This window comes from Aeromonas aquatilis (assembly GCF_054052405.1).
On sequence record NZ_JBSTYP010000008.1, the window covers coordinates 33,814 to 47,508 of the forward strand.

Genomic DNA, 13,695 nt, shown 5'->3' on the forward strand with positions numbered 1-13,695 from the left:
CCGCTAACAACTGCATGTCAGATACAACAAGGGAGGCTTAGGCCTCCCTTGTCATTTCTACCTACCACACGATGGCTTAGGTCAGGTCCGATTACGCCGCTACGCGGCCAAGCGACCCTACACCGGATTGTCGATATCGATAAAGGTAACATCCAACCCATGCACGGTCGCCAGCCACTCCCCCAGCGCCTTGATGCCATAACGCTCGGTGGCGTGATGGCCAGCGGCGTAGAAGTGCATCCCCATCTCGCGGGCGGTGTGAATGGTCTGCTCGGAGGCTTCACCGGAGATAAAGGCATCGATCCCCTGCTCCGCCGCCAGATTGATGTAGCTCTGACCGCCGCCGGTGCACCAGGCCACGGAGCGAATTAGCTCGGGGCCGGTATCGCCCCAATAGAGTGGTTCGCGGCCAAGGCGCTCGGCAATCAGCTTGGCAAAGTCGGCGCCGCTCATGGGCTGCTCCAGCTTGCCCACCATGGCGACGCTCTTGCTGTTCCACGGCTCCAGACCACGGCGCACCTTGATGTCGAGCAGCTTGGCGAGCTGGGCGTTGTTACCCACCTCGGGGTGAACATCCAGCGGCAAATGATAGGCAAACAGGTTGATATCGTGGGTCAGCAGGGTCTTGAGCCGACGCTGCTTCATGCCGGTGATCTGGGCCGGTTCACCGCTCCAGAAGTAGCCGTGATGGACCAGAATGGCATCAGCCTCGGCAGCCACCGCCGCGTCGATAAGCGCCTGACTGGCGGTGACACCGGTCACCACCTTGCGAATGCGCTCGCGCCCCTCCACTTGCAAACCGTTGGGGCAGTAATCCTTGATGGCGTGCGGTTCGAGCAGATGATTCAGTACGGTTTCGAGTTTTCGATGAGAGATCATAGGGGTCCCTTATTAAGGCTCGGCCCCCTGCTTTACCAATAAAAACAGGGCCCAGGCTCAAAGCGCCAAGGGCCCCATGATAATCGAGCCGGGCCGTCAAGACCATGACCGCCCCCACACAGTGCAGTTTCCCTCCCGGCCTCAGGCTGGCAGGTCGATCCCCGCCTCCCGCATCTGGGCCAGCTTGTAGCGCAGGGTGCGCGGGCTGATGCCGAGCCGGTCGGCCACCGCCTTGCGGCTGCCGTTACAATCTTGCAGGGTGTCGAGGATGATCTGGTGCTCCTGCTGCTTGAGCTCGCTGCCGAGGCGATCGCCGCCATAGCTGCGCTCCACGCTGACAAACTCCATCTCCTGCTCGTCCAGCTCCTCCAGAATGAGGTGGTCACAATCAATGATCCCGTCCGGGCTAAGGATCAGGGCACGCTGTACCACGTTGTCCAGCTCCCGCACGTTGCCGGGCCAAGGGTGGGCCAGCAGCCGCTCTCGCGAGGCATCCGTCAACTGCGGTGTCGGTAACCCCTGCTGACTGGCATGAAGTGCCAGCAGGTGTTCCGCCAGTGGCAGAATGTCGCCGGGCCGCTCACACAGGGCAGACCAGCGCAGCGGGAAGACGTTGAGGCGATAGTAGAGATCTTCGCGAAACAGGCCATCCTGCACCGCTTTTTTCAAATCCCGGTTGCTGGTGGCGATGACCCGCACATCCAGCGGGATCATCTTGCGACTACCGAGCCGCTCCACCTCTTTCTCCTGCAACACCCGCAGTAATTTGGCTTGCAACCCCTGATCCATCTCGGTGATCTCATCGAGCAGCAGGGTGCCCCCCTGCGCCTGCTCGAACTTGCCGGGACACCCCTGCACCGCGCCGGTAAACGCCCCCTTCTCGTAGCCAAACAGGGTCGCCTCCAGCATGTTTTCCGGAATGGCGGCGCAGTTGATGGCGACGAAGGGCTGCTCGGCGCGGCTGGAGTTATCGTGAATGTAACGGGCCAGCACCTCTTTCCCCGTCCCACTCGGGCCGGTCACCATCACGGTCGCTTCGCTTCTGGCCACCCGGGTCGCCAGCTGGAACAGCTCGGCAGTTTTGGGATCCCCGTAGACCACGGCGCGCTTCTCCACCTTCTGGGCGGGCACATAGCGGCTAACCTGATTAAGCAGCACCTCCGGCGAAAAGGGCTTGGCCAGATAGTCGATGGCCCCTTCACGCATGGCGCGCACCGCACCGTCGATATTGGCGTAGGCGGTCATCAGCAGCACGGGTATCTGCGGATATTGCTGGCGGATGGTGGCCAGCAGGGTGAGGCCGTCCATCCCCCCCATCTGGATATCGGAGATCACCATGTCAAACGGCTGACGGGAGAGGGCCAGCAGAGCCCGCTCGCCGCTGTCTGCTTCACGGCACTCATAACCGCCGAGCAAAAGGGTATCTACCAGCGCTTCGCGCAGGCCATTGTCATCTTCAACTACCAGGATCCTGGCCTGTGTCATGCTACACCTCCCACAGCCAACAGCTCTAGCTCATTGACATGAACCGCCAACGGCCAGCAGGCCCCGGCTAACAACCTGGATCCGATATGAGTCATGCTACACCTCCAAGCTGCACCGGTTGCTGGTGCAGGGGGAACGACAGAGTAAAGCAGGTGCCTTCACCAGGAACCGAGGCCACACCGACCTCCCCCTGATGGGCACGCACTACAGATTGCACCACCGCCAGCCCGAGACCAGTGCCCTGGGAGCGAGTGGTAAAGAAGGGTTCGAATACCTGACCGAGCTGATGGGAAGGGATCCCCTTGCCATTATCGATGACCCGCATCTCCACCCGGGCACCGCTGCGCACCGCGCTGACCAAGAGTGACGTGGCCCCTGCCTGCTGGGCATTGGCAATCAGGTTGTTGATGGCTCCCGCCAACGCACTGCTGTTGGCCAGCAGACAGAGATCGGGCTCCGGCGCCTCCATGTGCAACTCGCAGCCCTGCTGCTGGCAAAAGGCCTCGGCACCAGCCTGCACTTCAGCCAGCAAGCCCTGTACCGAGATGGGGGTGACCACCTGATTGTCACCGTTGCGGGCGAACAGCAGGATGTCGTTGATCTGCTTCTCCAGATCCTGCAAACGGGCCATCAGCTTTTGCTGAAACTGATTGCGAGATTCCGGTTTGAGGGTGCGGTTGGCCAGATTGGCGGCATAGAGCATGGCGGCAGAGAGCGGCGTGCGGATCTGGTGGGCGAGCGAGGCCGCCATATTGCCCAGCGCCGACAGTCGCTTCATGTGGTTGATGCGGTCTTGCAGTTTACGGGTTTCGGTCAGGTCATTGATAAAGACCAGCTGGCCGGGCTGATCCGGCAGCGGTTGGGTCGAGAGCTGCACCCGACGTCCGTCACGCAAGGAGATCTCGTGGCCATCATCTTCGCGCGGCTCGAAGCAGCGGGCAATGATGTGGCGCCAGAGCTCCCCTTCCAGCGGCTCCCCCAGCAGGGAGATGGCCGCCGGATTCGCGCGGGTGACCACCCCTGCCCCATCAAGCAGCAACACCCCGGTGGGGAGCGCCTTGAAGATGGCATAGAGCTGGCTCACTTCGTGGGACTGGAGTGGCATGTCCTGCTGCTGGATTGTCATAAACCTGACCTCAAACTGGCTATTGGGTCAGGTTATTCAATTTCCATGCCACTAAATTATATGAATTAAAACAATAAATTGCGCATTAGCGTCAAGGCTTTGACCCTTAGACGTCCTTGCTCATTCCGTACTTTTTCATCTTCTCCACCAAAGTGGTACGCCGCATGCCGAGCAGATCGGCGGCGCGGGCCACCACCCCGTCCTGAGACTCCAGCGCCTGACGGATCAGCTCCACTTCGAGGTCGGCCAGCATCTCTTTGAGGTTGACCCCCTCCTCCGGCAACTGCATGGTGCGGGCCGAGGCGAGGGAGTGATCCAGCTCGGGCGGGTCCTGAAACACCGCCGCCAGCGCATCCCGTTCATCCATCTCGGTCAGCCGCTCATCCCGCGGCTCGCTCGGCAGCAGGCGATAACGGCTCGGCAGATCGGCCACATCGACGATCTGGTGCGGGTAGAGGATCAACAGCCGCTCCAGCAGGTTGGATAGCTCGCGCACGTTACCGGGCCAGGGGTACTGCATAAGCGACTCCAGCGCCCGCTGGGTCAGCCGGATAAAGCCATGGTGCTGCTCGGCATGGCGGTTGAGCAGCTCCTGCAGCAGCAGCGGGATGTCGTCGATGCGATCCCGCAGCGGCGGCGTCTCAATGGGGAAGACGTTGAGGCGGTAGTAGAGATCTTCACGAAAACCCTGGGTGCGGATCATCGCCTCCAGATCCCGGTGGGTAGCCGCTATGATGCGCACATCGGCCTGAATGGGCTTGCCGCCTCCGACCCGGTCGAACAGCCGCTCCTGCAATACCCGCAGCAATTTGACCTGCATCGGCATCGGCATATCGCCGATCTCGTCGAGAAACAGGGTGCCCCCCTGCGCCAGCTCGAAGCGACCGCGACGAGCCGCGATGGCGCCGGTAAACGCCCCCTTCTCGTGGCCGAACAGTTCGCTCTCCAGCAATTCGGCCGGAATAGCGCCGCAGTTGATGGGCACGAAGGGGCCTTGACTTCGGGAAGAGAGTTCGTGGATAGCACGAGCCACCACCTCTTTACCGGTGCCGGACTCCCCGAGGATCAGCACGTTGGCATCGGTCTCGGCCACCTGGCCAATCAGGCGGCGTACCTCCTGGATCCCCTTCCCTTTGCCCACCAGCAAGCGCAGCAGGGCCTGACCCTTGTCATGGGTCTGCTGACGAGGATGCAAGGAGACGAACGCCTGACAGAAGTGCAGATGACGGGTGAGGGATTCATAGGTAAAAGGCGAGAGCGCGACCCCGATAAAGTTGCTGTTGGGCAGATCGGCCTCAACCAGCGAGAGGAAGGGGGTACGGGGGAAAGCAGCCAGCAGCTCTGACAAGGGACGGTCGGTCAGCTCACCCACCAGCACCCCTTGCAGCGGGCCGGAGGATTCGATGGCCACATCCAGATCGCCTTGTGCCACCTCTTGCCACGGGATCCCCATAAACGAGAGCACGGTTCCCAACTGTTGGCGCCGCTGCGCATCGGCATCAACAATCAACACGCCCATCTCCACCATATCCATTCCTCGCGATGTCCTGATCTAACTTATTGTTTTATTTGGTCATAAAACGCGGTTGGGCGATGTCATGACCGGCACAAAGTGCCAAAATTCCGACACATTGTCAAAAATTGTCGTATTCAGGCTAAGTGTATCGACAGAAACGGGAGATTAGATAAATTTTGCCGAGGAATTTTCTGCATGCAGCGCCGCCCATAAACGCCGCCTATCGCAGAAAGAAAACTGCCCTCGTCAGAGGGCAGCATGCAATACGATGAAGGGAACTCAGTGATGGTTATGGTGGTGCGGCGCCGCGTAACGACACTCGGGAAAACGGCTGCAGGCCAGAAAAAGGCGACCGGCGTGCGGGCCTTTTTTCGCCTCCCGCTCCACCAGCGGCGCATCGCAACGGGGGCAGTGCTGTACCTCGTGATCCTCATCCTCCTCCACGTCGGCGAACAAGCCATCGACCAGCTCACCCTCACTCTGTGGCGCCTCCACCATCCCCTTGGCCTGAATGGCGGGCTCGTGGAGCGACGCAGGCGAGATCGCCTCGGCATGGGCAGTGCGGCCACGCATCCCGGCACCGACATCCACGCCATCCAGCAGCAGGGGGTTGAAGGTCGGCTCGCGGCGCGCCCCGTGCGGCAGATCCTCTACCAGCGGTTCGCTGGTTTTGACCAGCAGTGGCAGGATCTGTTCGCGCAGCTCTTCCACCAGATAGCTGGCACTTGCCGGGATCTGCAGCAACGGCAGTCCGGCGCTGTCGCAGGCGGTTTTCAGAAAGAGATCCCGCGCCTTGCGCTTCTGGTGACGGTGGGAGCTGTCATCCAGCTCGATGGCACAGATAAAGGAGAGATCCGCGGGGTGGCAAAGCAGATAGTCGAAATGCTTGGCACTGATCTTGTTGAAGTGCTGCTGCCATTTGCTTTTGCCGATCCCGGCCTGCGGCGTCAGCACATCAGCCACCCGCACCTTGGCAAAGACCCGGGCCTTGTCACCCACCGCCAGATCCAGTACCCCGAGGAAGGATCGCTCAGCGGGACTGAACAGGGTCTCCTGCACATCATAGGGCAGGCGCTTTTGCTGTCTGCCTCTGCTCCAGAAGATCGCCAGCACAAGCAGCGCCAGCAACAACAATCCCGATAGGACAAGGGTATTCATGAGAGCACGATCCAGTTCACGACACGAAAGGGGAATTACTTTACCACAGCCGCCACGGAGCAAGGCAGCAGACCCGTGTATAGAAAGTGAAAAGTTCCGTCTTTTTATCTATTTGTCAGCAGGCGGGGGTTCATATGACCAGCCCCAGCAGGCACAATAGGCACAATAGGCACAATAGGCACAATAGGCACAATAGGCACAATAGGCACAATAGGCACAATAGGCACAATAGGCTCAATAGGAACAATAGGAACAATAGGCACAATAGGCATAGAGTAAGAAATCCCATTTCAAGGAGAGCAGGATGCAAAAGCAATTGGTGGTCACCGTGATCGGTGCAGACAAACCCGGGATCGTCGAGAGTCTGGCTGCAGTCATCAGCCGCGAGCAGGGCAACTGGCTGGGCAGCGCCATGAGCGAACTGGCGGGACAGTTTGCCGGTATCCTCCATGTCTCCGTGCCCGATGAGCACTATCGCAGCCTGTGCGAAGCGCTTGCCCTGCTGCCGGGTCTGACCATCAGCTTTGCCGAAGGGACACCGACCGCCGAACCGGCTCATCAGGTGATGATGACGGTGACCGGCAACGACCGCCCCGGTATCGTCCACGAAGTGGCCAGCATCCTGCGCCAGCTCGAGATCAACGTGGCCGATCTCACCACCGGCTGTGAACCGGCCCCCCACTCCGGCGCCCCGCTCTTTTACGCCCATGCGCTGGTTGCCCTGCCCGACGGGCTCGCCATGGATGTGCTTATCACCGCGCTGGAATCCCTTTTCGACGATCTGGTGGTCGACATCGACGAGGCGTTCAGCGAGCAGTAACCATCTTGTCATTTATTTGTCATATATTAACGCCATAACTGCCGCGCAGACGCGACCTGAAACAGAGGCACAAGATGAGCACCGACAAGCAGTATGAAGAGAAAGAGCTGAGCTGGCTCTCATTCAATGAACGGGTGTTGCAAGAGGCAATGGACAAGACGGTGCCCCTCATCGAGCGGGTTCGTTTTCTGGGGATCTTCTCTTCCAACCAGGATGAGTTCTTCAAGGTGCGGGTGTCGGACGTCAAGCGTCGCATCCTCATCAATGAAGTACATGGTGGCGACGATGAAGCGAAAGTGCTGCTGCGTGCCATCCAGCAAAAAGTGATGGCGCTCGGTGAAGCGTTCGACAACACCTATAAAGAGCTGTTGATTGCGCTCGCTCGCCACAACATCTTTCTGGTCAACGAGAACCAGCTCTCCGATGCCATTCAGAAGTGGCTGCGGGTCTTCTTCAAGGAGAAGGTGCTGCGTCACATCATCCCGATCCTGCTTAACAAGGAGGTCAATCCGGTCAAATTCCTCAAGGATGAGTACACCTATCTGGCCATCGAGATGAAGAAGAATGGTCAGGTGATCCAGTACGCCCTGGTGGAAGTGCCGACCGACGACCTCCCCCGCTTCTTCCAGCTGCCGCCGGAAGGGACCCGCCGCAAGAAGCAGATCATCATTCTGGATAACGTCATCCGCTTCTGCCTCGACGAGATCTTCAAAGGCTTCTTCGACTACGACGAGATTGCCGCCTATGCGGTGAAGCTGACCCGGGATGCCGAATACGATCTCTCCGACCAGCTGGACTTGAGCCTGGTGGACAAGATGAGTGACGGCTTGAAGCAGCGCCTCACCGCCATGCCAGTGCGCTTCGTCTACGAACGGGAGATGCCCGCTGCCATGATCAGCTTCCTCAAGCTCAAGCTGCAGATCAGCTCCTACGACGCCATCATGCCGGGCGGGCGCTATCACAACTTCAAGGATTTCATCGGCTTCCCCAACGTGGGTCGTGACTATCTGGAAAACCCCAAGCTGCCGGCGCTGGATTGCCGCGATTTTGACGGCTTCGTCAACGCCTTCGATGCGATTACCAAGCAGGATATCCTGCTCTACTACCCGTACCACAAGTTCCACCACTTCACCGAGCTGGTGCGCCAGGCGGCGTTCGATCCGGCGGTCAGCGCCATTCGCATCAACATTTATCGGGTGGCCAAGAAGTCGCGGATCATCCACTCCCTCATCGATGCTGCCAACAATGGCAAGAAGGTGACCGTGGTGGTCGAACTGCGCGCCCGTTTCGACGAAGCGGCCAACATCGACTGGGCCAACATCCTCACCGATGCCGGGGTCAAGGTGGTGTTCGGGGTACCGAGCCTCAAGATCCACTCCAAGCTCTGCCTTATCACCCGGCATGAGAACGGGGAAGCGGTGCGCTATGCCCACATCGGCACCGGTAACTTCAACGAGAAGACCGCCAAGATCTACACCGACTTCTCGCTGCTGACCCGCAATCCGGATATCACCGCCGAAGTGGAAGGGGTGTTTGAATACATCGAGTACCCCTATAAGCGATACAAATTCAACCACCTGCTGGTCTCCCCCATCAACAGCCGCCGTCAGCTCTATCGCCTCATCGACAACGAGCTCTCCAACGCCAAGGCGGGCCAGCCGAGCGGTATCATCCTCAAGATCAACAATCTGGTGGACAAGGATCTCATCAACCGCCTCTATGCCGCCGGTCAGGCCGGGGTGCCGATCCAGATGATCATCCGTGGCATGTGCGCCCTGCGCCCGGGCGTACCGGGTCTCAGTGACAACATCAAGGTGATCAGCATCATCGACCGCTTCCTCGAGCACCCGCGGGTGATGGTGTTCCACAACAAGGGCAATCCCCAGCTCTATATCTCCAGCGCCGACTGGATGAGCCGCAATATCGACGGCCGGATCGAGGTGGGCACCCCCATTTATGACGAGCGTCTCAAGCAGCGCATCATGGACATTCTCGAGCTACAACTGAGTGATACCTGCAAGGCGCGGGTCATTGATGCCGACCAGCAGAACGAATATGTGAAGCGGGGCAACCGCCGCAAGATCCGCTCTCAGGTGGCGATTTACGACTATCTCAAACGTATCGAGTCAAACAATGGACAATAGTCTCTATGCCGCCGTGGATCTCGGCTCCAACAGTTTTCATATGGTGATCGCCCATCTGAGCGAAGGGCGTTTTCGCATCGTCGATCGCATCAAGGAGCGAGTCCGGCTGGCGGAAGGGATGGATGAGCAGAAACGAATGAGCCCGGAGGCGATGGAACGCGGCCTCGCCTGTCTGTCACTCTTTGCCGAGCGGCTCACCAACATCAAACCGGATCAGATCCGCATCGCAGGTACCTATACCCTGCGCCGTGCCAGCAACGCCCGCGAATTTGTGAGTGAAGCAGCCAAGGTGCTCAACCACCCCATCGAGATCATCAGCGGGCAGGAAGAAGCACGGCTCATCTATCAGGGGGTCGCCCATACCCAGCATATCGAAGGCCAGGTACTGGTGATCGATATCGGTGGCGGCAGCACCGAGCTCATCATCGGCGAAGGGTTTGAGCACAAGGCCCTCACCAGTCGCAAGATGGGCTGCGTCAGCTTTACCCAGAGCTTCTTTGCCAGCGGCAAGCTGAGCGACAAGCACTTCACCAATGCCGTGCTGGAGGCGCAGCACCAGCTCGCCCCCATCGTCAACCAGTACCGCAAGCTGGGCTGGCAGAGCTGTCTTGGCAGCTCCGGTTCCATTCGTACGGTACGGGATGTACTGCAAGGCGAAGGGCTGACTGACGGCAGCATCACGCTGGAGGGGCTGGAGCGGCTCAAGGCGCTGATGATTGAGCGCAAGCGAGTCGATAACCTCAAGCTGACAGGGCTTACCGAGGAGCGCCAGGAGGTGTTTGCCGCTGCAGTCGCCATCCTGCTCGGGCTGTTTACCTCGCTGCCCATCGAGCGGCTCGACTACTCCGACGGTGCCCTGCGCGAAGGGTTGCTGTATGAGTTCGAGGAGCGCTTGCAACACCACGATATTCGCGAACGGACGGCACAGGCGCTCGGCACCCACTACCGGATGGACCGCAAACAAGCCGCCCGGGTGGAGCAGAGCGTGCTGACACTGTTTGATGCCTTGCAAGAGCCCTGGCAGATGGAGATAGAGCCCTATCGCGCCATCCTCGGCTGGGCGGCGCGGCTGCATGAAATTGGCCTTGCCATCAACTACAGCGGCATTCATCGCCACTCCGCCTATATCCTGCAACACACCGACCTGCCCGGCTTCAACCAGGACGATCAGGCCCTGCTGGCGGCGCTGGTGCGCTTTCAGCGCAAGGGGCTCAAGCTATCCGAACTGCCGCCCCTGCCCAACCACGACATGCAAACGGTGCTGCGCTGCATCCGCATTTTGCGCCTCGCGGTGGCCGCTCACCACAAGCGCCAGGACAACCTGCTGCCTGAGTGGAGAGTCGCAGTACAAGGCGATCAGCTGGTCGTGACCCTGCCGATCGACTGGTGCGAGGATAACCGCCTGCTGATGCAGAATCTGGAGAAGGAGCATCGTTATTGCCAGGAGCAGGGCTGGCCACTGTTATTCCAGCTCGGCTAAACCGGAAAGATAAATGCAAAAGGCAGCCCACTGGCTGCCTTTTGCATATCAATCCACCCGTTACTGCAACTCGGGCAGCAACCACTTGGCCATCTCGAAGTAGATGATAAGGCCGGTGCCATCAACCAGTGTCGCGATGAATGGCGCAGACACCACCGCCGGATCGATGCGAAAACGGCGCAGCACCATGGGAATAATGGACGCGACCGTGGCACTCCAGAGCACGATAGCGATGATGGTAAAGGTCACCACCATGCCAATCTGGGGGCCGACGCCAAGGCTCCATGCCCGCACCCAGGCCGCCATGGCAATGGCCCCCGAGATGAGCAGACCGGTGGAGAGCTCCTTTTTCAGCACGGTGCCGAGATTGCGCAGGCTCACCTCCCCGACCGCCATGGCACGTACTATGGTGGTGGTGATCTGGGTGCCGCTGTTACCGCCAGTACCGATCAGGAGCGGAATGAAGAAGGCCAGCGCAATGGCCGCTTCCAGCTGCTCCTCAAATGCCCGCAACACGGTGCCGGTGTAGGCTTCTGCCACAAACAGAATGAGCAGCCAGCCCACCCGCTTGCGCCACAGCTGCCAGGGTGTTGCCTGCAGGTAGGGAGTATCGAGCGGGGATGAGCCCCCCTGCATCTCGGCATCCTCGGTGGACTCGAGCTCCAGAATATCGGCCGCGTCATCGACGTGGAAAATACCGACCAGTCGTCCCTGATCCTCGACCGGCAGAACCGAGAGATCGCGGTCGATCAGCAGACGTGCGGCCAGCTCCTGATCCGCCCGGGCGTTGATCCGCACCGTCTCCCGGTTCATCAGGCTTGCCACACAAGCCAGCGGGTCGGCAATTAGCAACGTCTTGAGGGAGAGGCTCCCTTGCAGGCGACCATCCCCGTTGACCACATAAATGTGGCGAAACAGCTGGGCATTGTCCCAGGCATCGTGGATCAGCTGTTTGGCGTGACCGACCGTGTCCTCCTCCCGCACCGCCAGATACTCGTGGCGCATGTTGGCCCCCACCGATTCGCTGGGCCAATCCAGCAGGGAGTAGTACATGGCCTGAGCCTGGGTCGGGAAGCGGGCCAGCAACATGGTGCGATCCTGACGGCTGAGTTTGCGCAGGATAGCGACCATCTCGCGACGGGGAATGGCCTCCTGCAACACACTGACGATGCTGCCATGGAGCCGCTGCAACAGGCGACCGGCACTCTCTGCCGAGAGCGAGCCAAGCAGTTCGGCCCCTTGCGGGATGGGCAGGGTGTCAAAGATGCAATTGAGCTCTTCCGGACGCAGAGTCAGCAGCTGATCGGCGCGCTGAACCGGATCCAGATTATGTTCCAGCCAACCCTGCAGGGCAGCCAGATCGAGCAGTTGGTGACGGTTAAGAATGGTATGTGTTTTCTTCATCACAGATATCCTCATGTGATTTCAGGCAAGCCTGAATGCCTCCGGAAATAGCCGGATGCAACGACAAGAAAACAGCAATTTGATTGACGAGTAATAGGCAGGAAATGACGCCGTTCGGCGTGTCATCATCCCCACGTACCAGCTTTAGCACTGTATAACGTATCCGGCATGCCGGAAGCCACTTGGGTTTACACCTTAATCCGATGAAAACTGTCCTGATCTTGGGCGTCTCTGGACGTCGTGAGATCAGTGGCCTGTGTTTATACAGGAGCCTCGCCTAACGAGATGCTGCAAATAATTCGCACAACCCTCTGTTGTGCGGGCGGCATGATTATCCAATCCCGCAGGGAGGTCAACCCCGCAGTAACCATTAAATCGGGGATGGCAACAGCTTGTTACAATTGGCAGGAAATAGCGCGGAACAGGTTTGCAGAGCGGAGATAACAGAAAAGGCCCAAAAGGGCCCCTTTATTAGCGAATATAGTCAAATAGCGTCAGGCGACTTATTTTGCTGAAAGAGAGTTGCGAGGCACTCAATGCCGCATCCTCTTTGGAGAGCGTCGAAATAACCTCATAGAGATCCGCCTCCGATACCTTGGCCCTTGCCTCTGAGTTGAGGGTGCTGAGCCCTTCATTGGAGCCCATGACCTGTTCCAGACTGTTCATCCGACCACCCAGCTCACCCAACCCATGATCGATATTCAGGCGAGCATTCTTCATATGGACGGTAGCATCGGCTACTTTTTGCTCGAAGGTATTGGCAGTAATAGTAGGATCACGCAAGGCAGTGATAAAATCCGACATGCCGTTCAATATGTTGTCATTCTTCGGTGGATTGAGAGCAAACTGCTGAGCCGCGCCACCTGCTGGCAGATCAAGGGTCAACTCCAGACCATTGAAAGGGATCTTGGAGCCCGGAGTATAGTTACCCGTTAGCAAGGTATTGCCACCGGCATCCTTGATATCATAGGTATCAGGCGGACCGATGGTTGTCGATACGGTATAGGTGTTGCTGGGCAGTGCCGAGTTGTAATTGGATTTAAAAAAGTTATCAACGTTGCCTTGATCGCCGATCCCCAACTTGATATTCGCAGTGGTGGCACTGGCAGTTCTCCTGGTCGCCACAATCTCAAACAAATCCTGCCCGGAGTCATTGGCAGCAATTTGTACTGTGGGTGACACCTGAATATTCCGCTGGCCTGGATCACCCTGATATATATATTTCCCGTTGGCATCTTTGATATAGGGCTGGGTCTTGCTTTGATTGCCACCAAATATAAACTCACCCGAGGAGTTCTTGCTATTCATCAGGTCAAACATTTGCTGCTGCAACCCTTCCAGCTCGCTGGCGATAGCCTTGCGATCATCCTCACTGACTGAGCCGTTATTTGATTTCTGGATCAGGGTCTGGGCACTCAGCATCGCGGTATTCAAAGAGTCCAATACTGTCTCTTCATGACCGAGACTGTTCTCCAGCAGGCTACCGTTGACCCCATACTGCTTAAAGAGATCGATCTCCTTGGTCAGTGCCATTTTTTGGCTCATACCCGCGGGATCTTCGCCGGCAGTCTGAAATTTATTACCGGTTTGCAACTGTTGATAGGCAGTATTCAGCCGCTCATTGGCACTGTTGAGGGAATAAATATTCCGGTCGTAGATCATGTTGGTGGTGATGCGCATGAC

At 58.6% G+C, this 13,695-nt stretch carries 10 protein-coding genes and 1 riboswitch; of the genes, 3 read left to right on the plus strand and 7 right to left on the minus strand.

Translation table 11 applies throughout. The annotated features are described in order from the left end of the window. Positions 1-117 precede the first annotated feature (117 nt). From ACW5W8_RS04440 to ACW5W8_RS04460, 5 genes are all read right to left on the minus strand, one after another. Complete coding sequence (locus ACW5W8_RS04440) at positions 118-879, minus strand: Nif3-like dinuclear metal center hexameric protein (protein ID WP_498626591.1); 762 nt, start codon at positions 877-879, stop codon at positions 118-120. Positions 880-1,020: 141 nt separating this feature from the next. Then, positions 1,021-2,364, minus strand: a complete 1,344-nt coding sequence (locus ACW5W8_RS04445) for a sigma-54-dependent transcriptional regulator (protein WP_108614389.1) — start codon at positions 2,362-2,364, stop codon at positions 1,021-1,023. A 91-nt stretch (positions 2,365-2,455) separates the two neighbouring features. Continuing rightward, entirely contained in the window at positions 2,456-3,490 is a 1,035-nt protein-coding gene (locus tag ACW5W8_RS04450; protein WP_498626592.1) for a sensor histidine kinase, read from the minus strand. 106 nt (positions 3,491-3,596) lie between these two features. Next, the gene (locus ACW5W8_RS04455) at positions 3,597-5,018 is read right to left on the minus strand and encodes a sigma-54 dependent transcriptional regulator (RefSeq protein WP_498626663.1); all 1,422 of its coding nucleotides are present in this window, start codon (positions 5,016-5,018) and stop codon (positions 3,597-3,599) included. Between the two features lie 267 nt (positions 5,019-5,285). Next, positions 5,286-6,164 carry a DUF2726 domain-containing protein gene (locus tag ACW5W8_RS04460; protein ID WP_498626594.1) on the minus strand — a complete coding sequence of 293 codons (879 nt, stop codon included), beginning with the start codon at positions 6,162-6,164 and terminating at the stop codon, positions 5,286-5,288. A gap of 304 nt (positions 6,165-6,468) precedes the next feature. On the opposite strand from ACW5W8_RS04460, the gene ACW5W8_RS04465 reads away from it, so the two are divergent. The 3 genes from ACW5W8_RS04465 (at position 6,469) to ppx (ending at position 10,608) form a co-directional block, all read left to right on the plus strand. Next, complete coding sequence (locus tag ACW5W8_RS04465) at positions 6,469-6,984, plus strand: glycine cleavage system transcriptional repressor (protein ID WP_498626595.1); 516 nt, start codon at positions 6,469-6,471, stop codon at positions 6,982-6,984. Positions 6,985-7,058: 74 nt separating this feature from the next. Continuing rightward, positions 7,059-9,128, plus strand: a complete 2,070-nt coding sequence (ppk1, locus tag ACW5W8_RS04470; protein ID WP_005350671.1) for a polyphosphate kinase 1 — start codon at positions 7,059-7,061, stop codon at positions 9,126-9,128. Further along, entirely contained in the window at positions 9,118-10,608 is a 1,491-nt protein-coding gene (ppx, locus tag ACW5W8_RS04475) for an exopolyphosphatase (protein ID WP_498626596.1), read from the plus strand. The genes ppk1 and ppx overlap by 11 nt, the downstream gene beginning before the upstream one ends. 60 nt (positions 10,609-10,668) lie before the next feature. On the opposite strand, the gene mgtE is transcribed toward ppx, so the two are convergent. Together mgtE and flgL are read right to left on the minus strand one after the other, a co-directional pair. Beyond that, the gene (mgtE, locus tag ACW5W8_RS04480; protein ID WP_498626598.1) at positions 10,669-12,012 is read right to left on the minus strand and encodes a magnesium transporter; all 1,344 of its coding nucleotides are present in this window, start codon (positions 12,010-12,012) and stop codon (positions 10,669-10,671) included. Positions 12,013-12,134: 122 nt separating this feature from the next. After that, positions 12,135-12,304, minus strand: a riboswitch (M-box (ykoK) riboswitch). Between the two features lie 179 nt (positions 12,305-12,483). Beyond that, a complete protein-coding gene (gene flgL, locus ACW5W8_RS04485; protein ID WP_498626600.1) occupies positions 12,484-13,692 on the minus strand; it encodes a flagellar hook-associated protein FlgL in 1,209 nt (402 codons plus the stop codon). Positions 13,693-13,695 lie beyond the last annotated feature (3 nt).

Coding starts and splice junctions, on each gene's coding strand:
- ACW5W8_RS04440 (WP_498626591.1), bottom strand. CDS start 879: ATGATCTCTCATCGAAAACTCGAAACCGTACTGAATCATCTGCTCGAA.
- ACW5W8_RS04445 (WP_108614389.1), bottom strand. CDS start 2,364: ATGACACAGGCCAGGATCCTGGTAGTTGAAGATGACAATGGCCTGCGC.
- ACW5W8_RS04450 (WP_498626592.1), bottom strand. CDS start 3,490: ATGACAATCCAGCAGCAGGACATGCCACTCCAGTCCCACGAAGTGAGC.
- ACW5W8_RS04455 (WP_498626663.1), bottom strand. CDS start 5,018: ATGGTGGAGATGGGCGTGTTGATTGTTGATGCCGATGCGCAGCGGCGC.
- ACW5W8_RS04460 (WP_498626594.1), bottom strand. CDS start 6,164: ATGAATACCCTTGTCCTATCGGGATTGTTGTTGCTGGCGCTGCTTGTG.
- ACW5W8_RS04465 (WP_498626595.1), top strand. CDS start 6,469: ATGCAAAAGCAATTGGTGGTCACCGTGATCGGTGCAGACAAACCCGGG.
- ppk1 (WP_005350671.1), top strand. CDS start 7,059: ATGAGCACCGACAAGCAGTATGAAGAGAAAGAGCTGAGCTGGCTCTCA.
- ppx (WP_498626596.1), top strand. CDS start 9,118: ATGGACAATAGTCTCTATGCCGCCGTGGATCTCGGCTCCAACAGTTTT.
- mgtE (WP_498626598.1), bottom strand. CDS start 12,012: ATGAAGAAAACACATACCATTCTTAACCGTCACCAACTGCTCGATCTG.
- flgL (WP_498626600.1), bottom strand. CDS start 13,692: ATGCGCATCACCACCAACATGATCTACGACCGGAATATTTATTCCCTC.